The 16,765-nt window shown below is 49.4% G+C and carries 14 protein-coding genes; 10 read left to right on the plus strand and 4 right to left on the minus strand.

The window, feature by feature from the left end:
- The first annotated feature begins 255 nt into the window (after nt 1-255).
- The gene (locus tag C7M51_RS17090) at nt 256-1,119 is read left to right on the plus strand and encodes a YicC/YloC family endoribonuclease (RefSeq protein WP_160622765.1); all 864 of its coding nucleotides are present in this window, start codon (nt 256-258) and stop codon (nt 1,117-1,119) included.
- A gap of 230 nt (nt 1,120-1,349) precedes the next feature.
- Here C7M51_RS17090 and C7M51_RS17095 read toward each other — a convergent pair whose 3' ends face one another.
- The 3 genes from C7M51_RS17095 to C7M51_RS17105 form a co-directional block, all read right to left on the minus strand.
- The gene (locus tag C7M51_RS17095; protein ID WP_244323750.1) at nt 1,350-2,201 is read right to left on the minus strand and encodes a bestrophin family protein; all 852 of its coding nucleotides are present in this window, start codon (nt 2,199-2,201) and stop codon (nt 1,350-1,352) included.
- Nucleotides 2,202-2,257: 56 nt separating this feature from the next.
- Nucleotides 2,258-2,680 (minus strand): hypothetical protein, encoded by a 423-nt coding sequence (locus C7M51_RS17100; RefSeq protein ID WP_160622767.1) that lies wholly within the window; start codon nt 2,678-2,680, stop codon nt 2,258-2,260.
- Between the two features lie 78 nt (nt 2,681-2,758).
- Nucleotides 2,759-3,646 carry a LysR family transcriptional regulator gene (locus C7M51_RS17105; RefSeq protein WP_160622768.1) on the minus strand — a complete coding sequence of 296 codons (888 nt, stop codon included), beginning with the start codon at nt 3,644-3,646 and terminating at the stop codon, nt 2,759-2,761.
- A gap of 1,092 nt (nt 3,647-4,738) precedes the next feature.
- On the opposite strand from C7M51_RS17105, the gene C7M51_RS17110 reads away from it, so the two are divergent.
- From C7M51_RS17110 to C7M51_RS17120, 3 genes are all read left to right on the plus strand, one after another.
- Entirely contained in the window at nt 4,739-5,014 is a 276-nt protein-coding gene (locus tag C7M51_RS17110) for a bacteriocin immunity protein (RefSeq protein WP_160622769.1), read from the plus strand.
- A 55-nt stretch (nt 5,015-5,069) separates the two neighbouring features.
- On the plus strand, nt 5,070-6,560 hold the full coding sequence (locus C7M51_RS17115; protein ID WP_160622770.1) for an MOP flippase family protein: 1,491 nt from the start codon (nt 5,070-5,072) through the stop codon (nt 6,558-6,560).
- A 199-nt stretch (nt 6,561-6,759) separates the two neighbouring features.
- Nucleotides 6,760-7,377 (plus strand): trimeric intracellular cation channel family protein, encoded by a 618-nt coding sequence (locus C7M51_RS17120; RefSeq protein ID WP_160622771.1) that lies wholly within the window; start codon nt 6,760-6,762, stop codon nt 7,375-7,377.
- Here C7M51_RS17120 and ligB read toward each other — a convergent pair.
- Nucleotides 7,352-9,103 carry an NAD-dependent DNA ligase LigB gene (ligB, locus tag C7M51_RS17125; RefSeq protein WP_160622772.1) on the minus strand — a complete coding sequence of 584 codons (1,752 nt, stop codon included), beginning with the start codon at nt 9,101-9,103 and terminating at the stop codon, nt 7,352-7,354. The two genes, C7M51_RS17120 and ligB, sit on opposite strands and share 26 nt — an antisense overlap.
- Nucleotides 9,104-9,354: 251 nt before the next feature.
- Here ligB and gmk point away from each other — a divergent pair, with 251 nt between their 5' ends.
- The 6 genes from gmk to C7M51_RS17155 all read left to right on the plus strand — a co-directional run bounded on the left by gmk (nt 9,355) and on the right by C7M51_RS17155 (nt 16,733).
- Nucleotides 9,355-9,978: a guanylate kinase gene (gmk, locus tag C7M51_RS17130; RefSeq protein ID WP_160622773.1), complete on the plus strand. Its 624-nt coding sequence runs from the start codon at nt 9,355-9,357 to the stop codon at nt 9,976-9,978.
- 54 nt (nt 9,979-10,032) lie between these two features.
- The gene (rpoZ, locus tag C7M51_RS17135; RefSeq protein ID WP_141177577.1) at nt 10,033-10,308 is read left to right on the plus strand and encodes a DNA-directed RNA polymerase subunit omega; all 276 of its coding nucleotides are present in this window, start codon (nt 10,033-10,035) and stop codon (nt 10,306-10,308) included.
- A gap of 19 nt (nt 10,309-10,327) precedes the next feature.
- Nucleotides 10,328-12,439: a bifunctional GTP diphosphokinase/guanosine-3',5'-bis pyrophosphate 3'-pyrophosphohydrolase gene (spoT, locus tag C7M51_RS17140; RefSeq protein ID WP_160622774.1), complete on the plus strand. Its 2,112-nt coding sequence runs from the start codon at nt 10,328-10,330 to the stop codon at nt 12,437-12,439.
- A gap of 3 nt (nt 12,440-12,442) precedes the next feature.
- Nucleotides 12,443-13,138, plus strand: coding sequence for a tRNA (guanosine(18)-2'-O)-methyltransferase TrmH (gene trmH / locus C7M51_RS17145; RefSeq protein ID WP_160622775.1), 696 nt, complete (start codon nt 12,443-12,445; stop codon nt 13,136-13,138).
- Nucleotides 13,135-15,216, plus strand: coding sequence for an ATP-dependent DNA helicase RecG (recG, locus tag C7M51_RS17150; protein ID WP_160623687.1), 2,082 nt, complete (start codon nt 13,135-13,137; stop codon nt 15,214-15,216). The genes trmH and recG overlap by 4 nt, the downstream gene beginning before the upstream one ends.
- A gap of 131 nt (nt 15,217-15,347) precedes the next feature.
- On the plus strand, nt 15,348-16,733 hold the full coding sequence (locus C7M51_RS17155; protein WP_160622776.1) for a nucleobase:cation symporter-2 family protein: 1,386 nt from the start codon (nt 15,348-15,350) through the stop codon (nt 16,731-16,733).
- The last annotated feature ends 32 nt before the right edge of the window (nt 16,734-16,765 follow it).

Genomic DNA, 16,765 nt, shown 5'->3' on the forward strand with positions numbered 1-16,765 from the left:
CTGTTGTCAAACTATAGGCATTATTTTAATTTTTGAGACTCCATTCTTATTTTCTGTTACGGCTTATATGTTGCTATCATTTTATCTGCTTGCGTATTTTATTACGTCTGCTTTACCTTTCCTGTACCTTTACCGTCACGTCTGTTTAGACTCGCCTCTATCCTGCTTCATTCTTTAGAATTCTCTTTTTTACCTGTTAAGGGGGAAGCGGCATCGCTATAATCCTTTAAACTTTACTGAATACGGGTACGCAAAATGATCCGCAGCATGACCGCCTACGCCCGGCGTGAAACCAAAGGCGAATGGGGCAGCGCAGCCTGGGAGCTGCGTTCCGTGAACCAACGCTATCTTGAAACTTATATCCGACTGCCGGAGCAGTTTCGCAGCCTGGAGCCGGTAATTCGTGAACGTCTGCGTAATCGGCTAACGCGAGGGAAAATTGAATGTAACCTGCGTTTTGACGCCGATCCGAGTACACAAAGCGCTTTGATATTAAATCAGACGCTGGCGAAACAACTGTTAGAAGCGGCACAATGGGTAAATCAACAAAACGCAGGTGGTGAGATTAATCCAGTCGATATTCTGCGCTGGCCGGGCGTGATGTCCGCACAGGAACAGGATCTTGACGTCATTAACGTTGCGTTGCTGGAGACGCTGGAACTGGCGATTGATGATTTTATCACTGCGCGTGAAAGCGAAGGGGCGGCGTTAAAAGCATTAATCGAGCAACGTCTGGAAGGCGTCAGCGCTGAGGTGAAAAAAGTACGAGCCTGGATGCCGGACGTTCTCAAATGGCAACGCGAGCGTCTGGTCACAAAGCTTGAGGAAGCCGAACTTCAGCTGGATAACAATCGTGTTGAGCAGGAACTGGTGATGATGGCACAGCGCATCGATGTGGCGGAAGAGCTTGATCGTCTTGAGGCGCATGTAAAAGAAACCTATAACATCCTGAAGAAAAAAGAAGCTGTTGGTCGCCGTCTTGACTTTATGATGCAGGAATTCAATCGTGAATCGAATACGCTGGCCTCAAAATCGATTAACGCTGATGTCACCGCCTCAGCAATTGAACTGAAGGTGTTAATTGAACAGATGCGCGAGCAGATCCAAAATATCGAGTAACTCTTCAACCATCTGCCCCTCTCTACAAAAATCCTCAACAAAGCCCCTCCTGTCGGGGCTTTTTAGTCACCATTGTAAAAATTCTTTTAAGGAATCCTGGCATTACAGAATCTGTATCGCTGAAAAAGTCAGTGGAAAGACGCCATACATACCTGCTGCTTTTGTAATCCATCACTTGTTTGATCGACACTGGAAGCATTAAATGATGGAGATGTAGCAGCATTCGCCTTTTAGAGCAGACGATAATATTTATCTGGCATCATTTTTTCAGGCAGACGACTGTCTCTAACCATCTCACGCAAATCAATCTCTATCGCATTACAAATGGCATTCAAAGGCAGGTCGTTATCTTCGCTGCCAAAAGGATCTTCTAATTCCGTAGCGATAGCATCAAGTGCCAGCAACGCGTAAGTAGTGAACACGGAGAAAAGCAACGTAAGCACCCCAAAATTGTTAATCAGCAACAAGGGATAAATGGCACAAAACACACCGACTGTCCGATGTAACAGTAAAGAGTAAGCAAAGGGTATTGGCGTATTGCTGATACGTTCACAACCGCCCTGTATCCTACTGAATTCATTAAGATAGTTATTGATGTTCCTATACACAAACTCGTTGGGCCGATTTTGGTAAAGCCATAATCCAATATCTTGCAGTAATGCATTACAGGGGGTCGTAATATGTTGATATTCCTGAGAGTGACGAGATAAAAAAACGCTGTCAGTTATCGCCGGAATGGCTTCATGCCGTAGCCGGGATTTTAACGTTAAGCACCAGGAGATAATCAGTTCGACTACCACTTTTATATCTTCCTCATGAGCCGGTGTGGTATTGATAACCTCACGTATCAGTGAACGGCTGGCAATAAGCAGATCGCCCCATAGTTTTCTGGCTTCCCAGTAGCGAAGCCACGCAGTGTTATTACGGAAACCAAGGAAAACTGAGATCGAAATAGAAACGCCAATAAAATAGACTGAACTTTCTTTCGCTACGATCCCATGCATATGCAACAACGGTAAAAAAAACAAATAGACGATATTTAGCACGATAAAAAAGCACATTTGTAATGCAATTTTTCGCATAATCGAGCCATGCCACGAAAAAAGTTTTCTTAACCAGTTTTGCTCAGGCCTGACTATCATTCCTCTTCACCTTTAGTGAAGTACTGAAGGATATGATTATAGATAACTTGCAGTTTTTGCAGATAATGTTCAAAAATCTGATCTTTATCTGATAATAATATTCCATCATCCACAACACCCTGACGATAAATGTTTGTAGGCGGTATCTCGATCGGCCCTAACTCTTCAGATTCAACCTGGTATTGTACTTTTATCGAACCAAAGGTTCCGTAACGGATAATTTTTACATAGACATTACCAAAAACTTCTACCAGTAGCTGGCCTTTTTGATAAGGAACTACGTGATGATGATATAAGCTTTCTGTTGACGTTATTCCTTTAATTAGCTCCATAACATAGGCATTCCATAGCCGATCCATCTTTTTCTTTTCGCTATTAATGATTTCCGCTTTTTCGGCTAACACAGTTTTCGTATTCATTTTCCAACACATATCATAGAGATTGCTAAAAAAAGCAATTCATTAAAAATAACCTGAACCACTTCAATAAAAATCACTTCATGCTTCTACATCTAAAATATTATACTTAACAACGAAATTAATATAATCGCGAAGAGCAACGGGATTATTTATTTTGCTCTGATAAATCATCCATAATTCAATTTGCTGAACTGTCCAGTCAGTTAATATTACCTGAAGTTGACCGGTTTCTATGTAAGGCTTCACCAGATACTCAGGCAAGATAGCCATACCGGCTCCCCGCAGAGCTAACTGCAGGATATAGGACAGATTATCGCTGGTATGTCGTAAAGACATAGCCAGCTTATAATGCTCATCTTCTCTGGACAGGGTAATGCTTCTCCAGGTCCGGTGTGTAATGAGATTACTCTTGAGCAAGGCCTCTGGATGGGTAATTTTATGCTGTTGCCGATATTCTGGCGTACAGATAATAAAACGGCGGAACATACCGAGAAAACGGCCTATATACGCATCATCCGAAGGGCTACCTATACGGTAAGCGATATCAAATTCATCGCTTACCGTGCCATAGAACGAATCAGCAGTTGCCAACTGAAGCTCAACGTTTGGGTGATCTTTCAGGAAGTCATGATGTACCGTTGGCAGAATGCTGGACATAAACCCTGGTGGAGAAATTATCTTTATATTACCGCCCGGAGATTTATGCAGCTTTTGCATGGTTTCATCACCGCGTGCACTTGCATTGAGAATTTCGCGGCACGATGACAGATAATATTCCCCCTCAGTTGTAAGGGTTATTTTGCGCGTTGTACGATTGAGTAAACGAAAACCCAGCGCTTCTTCCAGGCAACTGATTCGCTGGCTTATTCTTGATTTCGTCATGCCCAATTCCGAGGCGGTTCTGGTAAATGAACCATTTTTTACCAGCAGCGCGAAAAGCGCCATATCCTGAATATGTTTGAGCATAACCTGACCTTACCCCCTGAAGGATGAAGAGTGTACGCCTCGTCACTAATATTGTACATGTTCAATTGTTTACTATATCGAATAAGATTGTTCAATAATTTAATGTATGAACTTAAAAAAAACTGGTTAGAATAAAGGGTAATATAGATCGCCCAGAAATATCCCGCATCGCGATAAATTAATTTTTCAATGCCTTCATAAGGTGTTTTGATGTGTCGATAGCGAAGCCATATACCCTTGCTTTTTACAATGAATTATTGCGGAAATCCCATCATGGTTCGTAAAACCAAAATCATTTATTTCATACTATTTCTATTTTTACTAACTAACATGATTTTTGACGTTTTTCTGGGTAAGCAGCTGTTGAAGTTTCATCATTTGTTTTTAGCAGGTGCCATCTGCCTGGCCATAGCCGTTCAGGGGATGGCCCTGACAAGGCTGTTCAAAGCATCATTTTGCTAAAGGTTTACCTAACAGTTACCTGCCAGAACGGGCCTGGTCATAAAACACCTACAGGCGTATGACTTTTGTAACGCAGCGGTACAGGTCTCGAAAGTGAAGTGGCAAGTAAGATCTGCCCTTAAGACGTTCCCTTTTAGAGTGAAAAACGCAATCGCCAGTCACAGCGGCTTCGATTAATCTCAAGCGTTAACTGACATAGCGCTGCGCGGTTTCGAGGTTCCATACAAAAGGTGATCAGGCAACGGGCTGCATCCACTCGCTGATACTGATTAGAATAACTGCAAGTGATCCCTGAAAAATTTTATATCAACTGGTTAGCAGAAGCCGTGAGACGTTTAGTTTAAAAAAAAGTTATGATAAGAAAGGCTTGATGATGCCCTTACTCACAAACCTTTGAAAAACATTTAATAACAACATGTTAAAAAAACAACTTCTTTTACCACCCGACAAAACAGCATCAATATATTGAATGAATTTGCAGATTTTCTTCAGAAACCATTCAGGTTTTTAAGGCCAAAAATTTTCTCATAATTAAATTCAGATATTCCTGATGGTGTTTTAACACATAAAAAAAGTTATAAATCTTCACGCACACAGCAACGTTTAATTAGACATTCCAGGAAAATTTCTATGGAACGCATATCACTACAAGATTTTACCGAGCAGGAATTTACAGAGCTTGCTCAAAAAATATTAACTGCCGATTTCGAAACAACTGAAAGCTTATTGAATGCAGCAATGGAATTTGTACTGTTAAGTGGTCATCCCGCTGGTACCGACCTCATTTGCTACCCTCAGGAATTTAATATTACCACGCCTAAAAGCATGGTAGACCTTGTTAAAAACTGGCGATTGCAGAATGGCCTGCCTGGCTTCAGAGAGGAATATTATCCTCTTGCTATTTAATAGCTTAGCGTAGGTCTTTGCCTTTCACCTGATGTTTTACCTTTATGAGCATACTATGACCTTAAAACAGAAGGCGATAAACGGCGCAAAATGGTCCGCAATATCGTCAGTGATGACCATTGGCCTGGGTCTATTACAGCTGGCATTACTTGCCAGAATTATCGATCCTAAAGAGTTTGGACTGCTAACCATATCATTGGTTATTCTTTCACTGGTTGATACGCTTTCCGATTTTGGTTTGTCCAACTCTATTATTCAGCGTAAAGATATGACAGAGACCGAGCTCTCTACGCTATACTGGCTGAATATCATTATCGGCGCGATAGTTTTTGCTGTTGTCTATGGCAGCAGTGATTATATCAGTGCCCTTTTCCATCAACCGCAACTGAGTGAATTAATCCAGGCGCTTTCTACTGCCTTTATTATCATTCCTCAGGGGCAACAATTCCGGGCATTATTGCAAAAGGAGCTTGCCTTTACCCAAATCGGTCATACCGAAGTACTGGCTGCGCTGGCGGGTTTTGCGGTCACGCTTGCATCAGCCCTTATTTCCCCCTCAGCCTTGTGCGCTATCTGGGGCTATCTCACCATGGTTTCCGTCAGGATGCTGTTATTTTGTTACTACGGCAGGAGCATTTACCGGCCAAAGTTTGTCTTTCAACTGAAAAGCGTTAACAGTAATTTACGCTACGGCAGCTATTTGACGGCAGACAGCCTGATTAACCAGTTATCCATGAATATGCCAACTATGCTGCTTACCCGTCTGCTGGGGGCAATAGCGATTGGTGGTTACAATCTTGCTTATAATCTGGCCGTTATGCCTCCGACCAAGATTAACCCTATCCTGACTCGCGTATTGTTCCCGGCTTTTGCTCAGATGCAGGACGATCGCCCCCGGTTACGCCATAATTTTTATAAAATGTTATCCATTATGAGCCTGTTGAACTTTGTCGCACTGCTGGGCATGGTTGGGGTTGCAGAGAATCTGGTGCTGGTAGTCTTCGGTGAGCGCTGGATGTTTGTTGTTCCTGTACTACAGGTTTTGTGTATTGCCGGTATGATGCGCGCTATTAACAATCCCGTCGGGGCGCTGGTAATGGCAAAGGGCGCGGTTGATATTAGCTCTAAACTTAACGCGTTTCGTCTGCTACTTTCCGTACCGTTCATTTGGTTAGGTGCAGCATGGGGCGGTTTAATGGGCGCAACGATTGGCTTTACTGCCCTACAAATTCTGACAGTATTTATGAATTACTTTGTATTGGTTCGTCCTATTGTGGGAGCCAGCGGTAAAGCTTATTTTGCCAGTCAGTGGATGCCGCTACGCATAGCGCTACCAACGCTTTGGGTCAGCTACGCGCTCAACTATGCTTTTGAAAATATATTACCTGCTTCGGTGACATTAACCGTTCAGATTGCCGCCGGTGCGCTGGTTTGGGGATTGATGATATTAAGTAGTCGTCATCCATTACTGCTTGAATTAAAAGAAATCGTTCAGCGCAAAGCACGATCTAAAGTTACGTTAAAGAACGAAAATCCATCAGTATAATAATAAAGCTACTTATGGGTGGAAAGGCCCAATGCTTCGGGTCTCCTTAAGCGTGCCACTGCGGCACGCTTTTTTTATGTAATCTCACTATCTCTTTCGCATAAATATCTCTAATCCGAAAAGCGCTGCCTTAGAAATTTTCACTCGTCTACAATCAGAGAAGCGCTGTAGGCTTGCCACCGTTTCTCTGGAGCTGGCTATGTTACTGACCGTACTTTATATCATCGGCATTACTGCTGAAGCGATGACCGGCGCGCTTGCTGCCGGACGTCGTAAAATGGATCTGTTTGGTGTCATTATTATCGCATCGGTAACGGCTATTGGCGGTGGATCGGTACGCGATATGTTACTTGGGCACTATCCACTCGGCTGGGTAAAACATCCTGAATACATCATCATCGTCGCCGTAGCCGCCGTGTTGACCACGGTAGTTGCGCCATTAATGACTCATCTACGTAAAGTGTTCCTGATACTGGATGCGCTAGGCCTGGTGGTGTTCTCCATTATTGGTGCCCAGGTTGCGCTGGATATGGGACATGCCGCTATTATCGCCGCGATTAGCGCCGTGATTACCGGCGTATTTGGTGGCGTTCTGCGAGATATGTTCTGTAACCGTATCCCTCTGGTGTTTCAGAAGGAGCTGTACGCCGGTATCGCTTTTGCCGCTGGCTGGCTCTACATACTGTTGCAGCAAACTCCCTTAAACCATGAAACGGTAGTCATTACTACGCTGCTGTTTGGTTTCCTGGCCCGCCTGCTGGCGCTACGTTTCCGTCTGGGACTGCCCGTTTTTAATTATTCGCACCCGGAACATTAAACACGGATAACTCGGCGGATGAGGATAAGGTCGTCTGGGTAGCCGTTTTCGCGGCACCAGCCTGCCATTGCTGTATCAGCATAATTAGCTCGCGGACCCGATCATCCTTTAACCAGTATTCTATTTTCCGCGCCAGCTTTAGTCCGACGCCAGGCAGCTGCTGCCATGAGTGAGCGTCGCGCGCCAGCAGCTGTGACCAGCTTTTATCGGGCAAAGCCATTAACGCCACTTCCGGCAAAGGCGCACCCAATGCTTTTATCCAACGCCGCAGGGGCTGATGCTGAGTCATGTTAAAGTGGTGAATAATTTGCTGTGCCCGCGAAGGGCTGATCCCTGGCAGAGTGGAGAGCTGTTCCGCCTCCAGCGTCATCCAGGAAAAAATATGCGTAAAGCCTGGCAGCTGCAACAAACGTTGCCAGGTACTGCGCTGAATGCCCGGTAAATCGAGCACCTGCCGCTGGCTTAGCCAGCTTAGCCGGGAAAGAAACTGCTGACGACATACCGCACTGTTATAGAAGCAGCTTAAATTATGGTATTTCTGCGGATCCGGTACGACAGGCCGCTCACGCTGAATAACCCGCCAGACTATATTTTCAAATCGTGGAATACCTTGCCCAGCAAGGCTAATTGCGACCTGATCGCCAGGAACGATATCGAGGGCCTGCCAGCGAGCCAGAGAACCCAGGCTTACACGGCGTACGGTTTTATCATCCAGCTGTACAGGCATGACATTTAATACCGCAGCAATTTTACCGGTACGCCCTATCGGAAACTCCACCGAACGAACCTCGCTACTGACGACCGGCGGGTTATATTTCCAGGCGGCGGCATATTCCCCGTCACCGGGCATCCACTGCTTACCGGATGCTCGTTTATCAACGTGCATTACTACGCCATCGGTTACAAAAGGCAGAGGCATGCGGAACCAGCGATCTCGCCAACGAGCAACATCCTCCTCACTGGTTACCCGTTGTGTCCAGGCCCTGGATAAGCCAAATCCCAGCTGTTCAAGAGCCGTTTGTCGCATAGCCATCGTTTCTGGTCCATCAGGCCATGCCCAGATGAAGACGCCCAATTGCGCCAGCAACGGCGATGGTTCCTGCTTCATCAGTGCCCCGGCAACCTGAGCGCGGGCATTTTTGCCACCATGTATCGCTTGCTGATGATCGGTCATGGTTAAGAACAGTTCGCCCTGCAATACCAGTTGAGGACGTTTATCCGGGATCTCTGGCGGAAGAGTAGAAATATAAGGGGCTTTATCCAGCCAGCTTTGGCCTTTCAGCCCATCGCCACGGCTAATCAATGCAGCCAGTTTTCCATGGCGATAAACCAGCGTGACTGCCACTCCATCAATTTTCGGCTGTAACCATACCGGCTCTTTTCCCCGCATCCAGTACGCTACCGCCAGTTTATCCGGTAGTTTTTTTACGCCCGTATGCGCGACAGGATGCTCAGTCATACCATCGGTTACCCAAACAGATTGATCCGGTTCGGCGTGAGTCTGAAAGCAGTGCTGCCACTGTTGCAGACGTCTTTGCAGACTGTCGTAGAGCGCATCATCGATCGGCGTTTCACCGTCACGATAATAAGCATTGTCCCAACCACGCAGTTGCTGTTGCAAATGAGCGATTTCGTCCATGGCCCGAGCTGGCGTCCAACGAGGACAGAGCGCCTGCGCTGCACCGGTGAATAACCACAGCAGCCACAGGAGGTACTTTCCAGTCATGATTCCTCCTTGTTATCAACCGCTCCAGTACAACGCACGCAACACGTAACGGCGAGCAGCAACAAAAGGAAATGGAATTTGTCTCGACGGTTTTTTATGTAACGAGAGCAAAACGCTAAACTTTATGCGGGCCTGTTCCAGAAAAAGCAGAAAAAAGTCAGCGTAACGGCGCAAACGCTGCATGCTGGCGGTAAGCCGTGTATACTGTGCAGGAAACAGACTCCGCCCTTTTACACACTTCAAGAATTATCATGGCTCAAGGCACGCTTTATATTATTTCCGCTCCCAGCGGCGCGGGTAAATCCAGTCTGATTCAGGCTATGCTGAAAACGCAGCCGTTATACGATACGCAGGTCTCTATTTCACATACGACTCGCGGAATACGGCCCGGGGAACAGCACGGTGAACATTATTATTTCGTTTCCAAACAAGAGTTTGAGACGATGATTGCGCAAGATGCTTTTCTTGAGCATGCTGAGGTGTTCGGTAATTATTACGGCACCTCACGCGCGGCAATTGAACAGGTTCTGTCCACTGGCGTCGATGTTTTTTTGGATATCGACTGGCAGGGCGCACAACAGATTCGCCAGAAAATGCCCAGCGCACGCAGCATTTTCGTTCTGCCGCCCTCAAAAGAGGAACTGGATCGTCGCCTGCGCGGGCGCGGACAGGATAGCGAAGAGGTGATCGCTCGCCGCATGGCTCAGGCCGTTGCGGAAATGAGCCACTACGCCGAATACGATTATTTAATTGTGAATGATGATTTTGACCTGGCGCTGTCCGATCTGAAAACCATCATTCGCGCCGAGCGTCTGCGTATGGGCCGTCAAAAATCCCGGCATGATGCTTTAATCAGCAAACTATTGGCAGACTGAAGCCACTTTCAGTATTATGCCCAGTCATTTCTTCACCTGTGGAGTAGCACATTTATGGCACGCGTAACCGTTCAGGACGCAGTAGAGAAAATTGGTAACCGTTTTGACCTGGTTCTGGTCGCTGCACGTCGCGCACGTCAGATGCAGGTGAGCGGTAAAGATCCGCTGGTACCGGAAGAGAACGATAAACCGACCGTTATCGCCCTGCGTGAAATCGAAGAAGGCCTGATCACTAATCAGATTCTCGATGTGCGTGAGCGCCAGGAACAGCAGGAGCAGGAAGCCGCCGAACTACAGGCTGTAACCGCTATCGCTGAAGGCCGTCGTTAATTAGCCGGAAGGCTCGCCCTTGTATCTTTTTGAAAGCCTCAATCAGCTGATTGAAAAATACTTGCCTGAGGAGCAGATCAAGCGCCTCAAGCAAGCTTATCTTGTCGCACGTGATGCCCACGAGGGGCAAACACGCTCCAGCGGCGAGCCTTATATCACGCATCCCGTTGCCGTCGCCTGTATTCTGGCGGAAATGAAGCTCGACTATGAAACTCTCATGGCCGCGCTGCTGCATGACGTGATAGAAGACACGCCTGCTACCTACCAGGATATGGAACAGCTGTTTGGTAAAAGCGTTGCCGAACTGGTTGAAGGCGTATCCAAGCTGGATAAGCTGAAGTTCCGCGATAAGAAAGAGGCGCAGGCGGAAAACTTCCGCAAAATGATCATGGCGATGGTGCAGGATATCCGCGTCATTTTGATCAAGCTTGCCGACCGTACGCACAACATGCGTACGCTTGGTTCGCTACGTCCCGATAAACGGCGGCGCATTGCGCGCGAGACGCTGGAAATCTATAGCCCGCTGGCACACCGCTTAGGTATTCATCATCTGAAAACCGAACTGGAAGAGCTGGGCTTTGAAGCGCTCTATCCTAACCGCTACCGCGTCATTAAAGAGGTCGTGAAGGCTGCACGCGGTAACCGTAAGGAGATGATCCAGAAAATCCTTGCGGAAATCGAAGGGCGTTTGCAAGAGGCGGGCATTCGCTGTCGCGTTTTTGGGCGCGAGAAACATCTTTATTCCATCTATTGCAAAATGCATCTCAAAGAGCAGCGTTTCCATTCTATTATGGATATTTACGCGTTCCGCGTAATCGTTCGTGATGTGGATACCTGTTATCGCGTACTGGGTCAGATGCACAGCCTGTATAAACCACGTCCCGGTCGGGTTAAAGACTATATCGCCATTCCGAAAGCGAACGGCTACCAGTCGCTGCATACCTCAATGATCGGGCCGCATGGCGTGCCGGTTGAGGTGCAGATCCGTACTGAAGATATGGATCAAATGGCAGAGATGGGTGTCGCGGCGCACTGGGCTTATAAAGAACAGGGCGAAAGTGGCACGACGGCACAGATCCGTGCGCAACGTTGGTTACAGAGTCTGTTGGAGCTACAGCAAAGTGCCGGCAGCTCTTTTGAATTTATCGAAAGCGTTAAGTCCGATCTCTTTCCGGATGAAATTTATGTTTTCACTCCGGAAGGACGCATTGTGGAATTACCTGCTGGCGCGACGCCGGTAGATTTCGCTTACGCGGTTCACACTGATATCGGTCACGCCTGCGTCGGTGCGCGTGTCGATCGACAGCCCTACCCGCTTTCACAGCCGTTAGCCAGCGGTCAGACCGTAGAAATTATTACGGCACCGGGTGCCCGGCCAAATGCCGCCTGGCTCAACTTTGTTGTGAGCTCTAAAGCCCGCGCCAAAATTCGCCAGCTGCTAAAAAACCTTAAGCGTGAAGATTCTGTTAGCCTGGGACGACGCCTGTTGAACCATGCACTGGGCGGCAGTCGCAAACTGGCTGAGATTCCAGCTGCCAATATTGAGCAAGAGCTGGAGCGGATGAAGTTATCATCACTGGACGATCTGCTGGCAGAAATCGGTCTCGGTAACGCCATGAGCGTGGTGGTAGCGAAAAACCTGCTACAGGATACGCCGGGGGCTCAGCCCAACAGTACCATGTCGCGCAGTAAGCTGCCGATTAAAGGCGCTGATGGCGTCTTGATTACCTTTGCAAAATGCTGTCGTCCGATTCCCGGTGACCCGATCGTGGCGCACGTCAGCCCTGGTAAGGGTTTGGTAGTGCATCATGAGTCATGTCGTAATATTCGTGGCTATCAGAAAGAGCCAGAGAAATTTATGGCGGTCGAATGGGATAAAGTGACCGATCAGGAATTTGTCGCAGAGATTAAGGTGGAAATGTTCAACCACCAGGGCGCTTTGGCAAACCTGACGGCGGCAATTAATACTGCCGGTTCCAATATTCAAAGCCTCAACACGGAAGAGCGTGACGGGCGCGTTTACAGCACCTTTATCCGCCTGACGGCACGCGATCGCGTTCATCTGGCGAATATTATGCGCAAAATCCGCGTCATGCCGGACGTGATTAAAGTTCACCGTAACCGAAATTAGCGCATGAATGCTCAACGTTTTGCTCGTATACGTGAAATGCTGGCAGCACGCCAGCATGATTTAACCGTATGTATGGAGCAGGTTCACAAGCCCCACAACGTTTCCGCCATTATCCGCACGGCGGATGCGGTCGGCGTGCATGAAGTCCACGCCGTCTGGCCCTCAAGCCGTATGCGTACCGCCGCCTCTTCTGCCGCTGGCAGTAACAGCTGGGTACAGGTAAAAACACACCGCACTATCGCTGATGCTGTCGCCCACCTGAAGCAGCAGGATATGCAGGTGCTGGCAACCCATCTTTCAGCTACCGCTGTTGATTTCCGAGAAATCGACTACACGCGCCCTACCTGCATCCTGATGGGCCAGGAAAAAACCGGCATTACTCAGGAAGCGCTGGCGCTGGCCGATCGCGATATTATTATTCCGATGGTTGGCATGGTGCAGTCGCTTAATGTTTCCGTCGCCTCCGCGCTGATCTTATATGAAGCACAGCGTCAGCGGCAGAATGCAGGGATGTATCAGCGGGATAGCAGCACGCTGCCGCACCTGGAGCAGCAGCGTTTACTGTTTGAAGGCGGTTATCCGGTGCTGGCTCGCGTTGCTAAACAAAAAGGCCTCCCTCGCCCCGAAATTGATGAAAACGGTGAAGTGGTTGCCGATGACGCATGGTGGGCCGCAATGCAAGCGACGGTAGCGCGATGAAAGGCCGCCTGCTGGATGCCGTCCCGTTAAGCACCCTTTCCGGCGTAGGCGCAAGCCAGGCTGGCAAGCTGGCAAAGATCGGGCTGCATACCGTGCAGGATTTACTGTTACATCTGCCGTTGCGCTATGAAGATCGCACCCGGCTTTACCCTATCAACGATCTGCTGCCGGGAATCTGGGCTACCGTTGAAGGTGAGGTGCTGCATACTGACGTTACCTTTGGCCGTCGCCGCATGTTGGTTAGCCAAATCAGTGACGGTACCGGCGTTATCACGCTGCGCTTCTTTAATTTTAACGCCGGTATGAAAAACGGGCTTTCGCCCGGCACACGCGTTACCGCCTGGGGCGAGATCAAACGTGGTCAGCGCGGCGCTGAAATTATTCATCCAGAATATCGCATTCAGGGCGAGCATGGCGTTACCGCACTACAGGAAACGTTGACGCCGGTTTATCCCACCACAGAAGGCATTCGCCAGGCTACGTTGCGTAATCTGACGGATCAGGCACTTAAGCTATTGGATAGCTGCCCGATTGCTGAATTGCTGCCTGCCGAGCTGAGCGGCGGCCTGCTCACTCTGCCTGATGCGTTACGCACGTTACATCGCCCCCCGCCAGATATGCAGTTGACCGATCTGGAGAATGGCCGACATCCTGCTCAACGTCGGTTAATCCTGGAAGAGTTACTGGCACATAATTTAAGCATGCTGGCGGTACGGGCAGGCGCGCAACGTTATCACGCGTTACCCATGCCGCCGCGCCACCAGCTGCGCGACAAACTGCTGGCGGCGCTGCCGTTTAAACCGACCCACGCCCAGCAACGCGTCGTTAAAGAGATTGAGCAAGATTTAGCGCATGACTACCCAATGATGCGGTTGGTGCAGGGAGATGTTGGCTCAGGTAAAACACTGGTAGCAGCCCTGGCAGCACTACATGTAATTGCTCACGGTAAACAGGTCGCCCTGATGGCACCTACCGAATTACTGGCCGAACAGCACGCTAACAATTTCCGCCAGTGGTTTGAGCCGTTAGGCCTGGAGGTGGGCTGGCTGGCTGGTAAACAAAAAGGTAAGGCACGCCTGGCGCAGCAGGAAGCCATTGCCAGCGGTCAGGTATCGATGGTAGTTGGCACGCACGCTATTTTTCAGGAGCAGGTGCAATTTAACGGGCTGGCGCTGGTCATTATTGATGAGCAACACCGTTTCGGCGTTCATCAGCGGCTGGCATTGTGGGAAAAAGGCGAGGAGCAGGGCTTTCATCCGCATCAGTTGATTATGACCGCCACGCCCATTCCGCGCACGTTGGCAATGACCGCCTACGCCGACCTGGATACCTCTACCATCGACGAACTGCCGCCAGGACGCACGCCGGTGACCACCGTGGCCATTCCTGATACGCGGCGGGCAGAGATTATTGAGCGTGTAAAGCGCGCCTGCCAGAGCGAAGGCCGTCAGGCATATTGGGTATGCACCCTGATTGAGGAATCCGATCTGCTGGAAGCGCAGGCGGCGGAAGCAACCTGGGAAGAACTAAAGCTGGCGCTGCCCGATTTACAGGTTGGCCTGGTGCATGGGCGTATGAAGCCGCAGGAAAAGCAGGACGTCATGCAGGCCTTCAAACAGGGACAGCTACAGCTACTGGTTGCTACCACGGTGATTGAAGTTGGCGTGGATGTCCCCAATGCCAGCCTGATGATTATCGAAAACCCGGAGCGGCTTGGCCTGGCTCAGCTCCATCAGCTGCGTGGGCGCGTGGGACGCGGTGCCGTCGCCTCCCACTGCGTGCTGCTCTATAAATCTCCTCTGAGCAAAACGGCACAAAAGCGTTTGCAGGTGCTGCGTGACAGCAACGACGGTTTTGTTATCGCCCAGTGCGATCTGGAAATACGCGGCCCCGGCGAGCTGCTTGGGACACGCCAGACCGGTAACGCTGAATTTAAAGTGGCCGATCTGCTACGCGACCAGGCGTTGATACCAGAGGTACAGCGCATAGCCCGCCATATCCATCAGCATTACCCGGAACAGGCTCAGGCGCTGATTGAGCGCTGGCTGCCTGAAACCGATCGCTATACCAACGCCTGAAACCGGGCGCTCAAGCTTTTCTGATCCAGAATAAATAAAACGCGTTAAAGGCGTTATGCAGCCTGGCAAACGATTGCTTTTGCCAGGCAGTGAATTACAATCGCCACTTTGTTTCTCAGGGATCCTTCATTATGTCCGTCAGCCCTAACGAAATCGCCCCGTCTGCTACCGCTACGACGCCAAAGAGCGAACTCATTTATCGCCTGGAAGACCGCCCGCCGCTGCCGCAAACGCTTTTCGCCGCCGGTCAGCATCTGCTGGCCATGTTCGTGGCGGTAATCACGCCTGCGCTGCTTATCTGTCAGGCGCTTGGTCTACCAGCTCAGGATACACAGCATATTATCAGCATGTCGCTGTTTGCTTCCGGCGTAGCGTCAATACTGCAAATCAAGACCTGGGGGCCGGTTGGATCGGGACTGCTTTCCATTCAGGGCACCAGTTTTAACTTCGTTACGCCGTTGATTATGGGCGGCCTGGCGCTGAAAAACGGCGGTGCGGATGTACCGACAATGATGGCGGCGCTGTTTGGTACGCTGATGGTAGCATCCTGTACCGAGATGATACTCTCACGCGTGCTGCATCTGGCGCGCCGTATTATCACACCGCTGGTTTCCGGTATCGTGGTAATGATTATCGGCCTGTCGCTCATTCAGGTGGGATTAACCTCTATCGGCGGCGGCTTTGCCGCAATGAACGATCATACCTTTGGCGCGCCGAAAAACCTGCTGCTGGCGGGCGTGGTGCTGGCAGTAATTATTCTGCTTAATCGCCAGCGTAACCCTTATTTACGCGTGGCTTCGCTGGTTATCGCCATGGCAGTAGGTTATCTGCTGGCCTGGGTACTGGATATGCTGCCGGAAAATATTGCTGCGCCCAACAGTGCCATTATCGCAGTACCGATGCCTCTCTATTACGGACTTGGTTTTGACTGGAATCTGCTGATTCCACTGATGCTGGTGTTTATGGTCACCTCGCTGGAAACCATTGGCGATATTACCGCAACTTCAGATGTCTCCGAGCAGCCGGTCAGTGGCCCGCTCTATATGAAACGCCTGAAAGGCGGCGTTTTAGCGAACGGTTTTAACTCTTTTGTTTCTGCGCTGTTCAACACCTTTCCAAACTCCTGCTTTGGACAGAATAATGGCGTTATTCAGCTAACCGGCGTTGCCAGCCGTTATGTCGGCTTCGTTGTTGCATTAATGCTGATCGTTCTCGGTTTATTTCCAGCAGTAAGCGGATTCGTGCAGCATATTCCAGAACCGGTGTTAGGCGGCGCAACCATTGTCATGTTCGGTACTATCGCCGCCTCCGGCGTGCGCATTGTATCCCGCGAGCCGTTAAACCGCCGTGCGATTATGATTATTGCACTGTCGCTGGCCGTTGGGCTGGGCGTTTCACAGCAGCCGCTGATCCTACAGTTTGCACCGGACTGGCTGAAAACGCTGCTCTCCTCCGGTATTGCCGCTGGTGGGATTACAGCTATTGTGCTGAACCTGATTTTCCCACAAGAGAAATAATCTATCCGGGGCGGACAACGGTTCGCCCCGCT

The sequence above is a fragment of the Mixta intestinalis genome (assembly GCF_009914055.1).
Taxonomy (GTDB): domain Bacteria; phylum Pseudomonadota; class Gammaproteobacteria; order Enterobacterales; family Enterobacteriaceae; genus Mixta; species Mixta intestinalis.

Bases quoted from the DNA above. Each gene is read 5' to 3' on its own strand.
- C7M51_RS17110 (WP_160622769.1), top strand. From the start codon at position 4,739: ATGGAACGCATATCACTACAAGATTTTACCGAGCAGGAATTTACAGAG.
- C7M51_RS17120 (WP_160622771.1), top strand. From the start codon at position 6,760: ATGTTACTGACCGTACTTTATATCATCGGCATTACTGCTGAAGCGATG.
- C7M51_RS17090 (WP_160622765.1), top strand. From the start codon at position 256: ATGATCCGCAGCATGACCGCCTACGCCCGGCGTGAAACCAAAGGCGAA.
- recG (WP_160623687.1), top strand. From the start codon at position 13,135: ATGAAAGGCCGCCTGCTGGATGCCGTCCCGTTAAGCACCCTTTCCGGC.
- gmk (WP_160622773.1), top strand. From the start codon at position 9,355: ATGGCTCAAGGCACGCTTTATATTATTTCCGCTCCCAGCGGCGCGGGT.
- ligB (WP_160622772.1), bottom strand. From the start codon at position 9,103: ATGACTGGAAAGTACCTCCTGTGGCTGCTGTGGTTATTCACCGGTGCA.
- C7M51_RS17105 (WP_160622768.1), bottom strand. From the start codon at position 3,646: ATGCTCAAACATATTCAGGATATGGCGCTTTTCGCGCTGCTGGTAAAA.
- C7M51_RS17095 (WP_244323750.1), bottom strand. From the start codon at position 2,201: ATGCGAAAAATTGCATTACAAATGTGCTTTTTTATCGTGCTAAATATC.
- rpoZ (WP_141177577.1), top strand. From the start codon at position 10,033: ATGGCACGCGTAACCGTTCAGGACGCAGTAGAGAAAATTGGTAACCGT.
- C7M51_RS17100 (WP_160622767.1), bottom strand. From the start codon at position 2,680: ATGAATACGAAAACTGTGTTAGCCGAAAAAGCGGAAATCATTAATAGC.
- C7M51_RS17155 (WP_160622776.1), top strand. From the start codon at position 15,348: ATGTCCGTCAGCCCTAACGAAATCGCCCCGTCTGCTACCGCTACGACG.
- trmH (WP_160622775.1), top strand. From the start codon at position 12,443: ATGAATGCTCAACGTTTTGCTCGTATACGTGAAATGCTGGCAGCACGC.
- C7M51_RS17115 (WP_160622770.1), top strand. From the start codon at position 5,070: ATGACCTTAAAACAGAAGGCGATAAACGGCGCAAAATGGTCCGCAATA.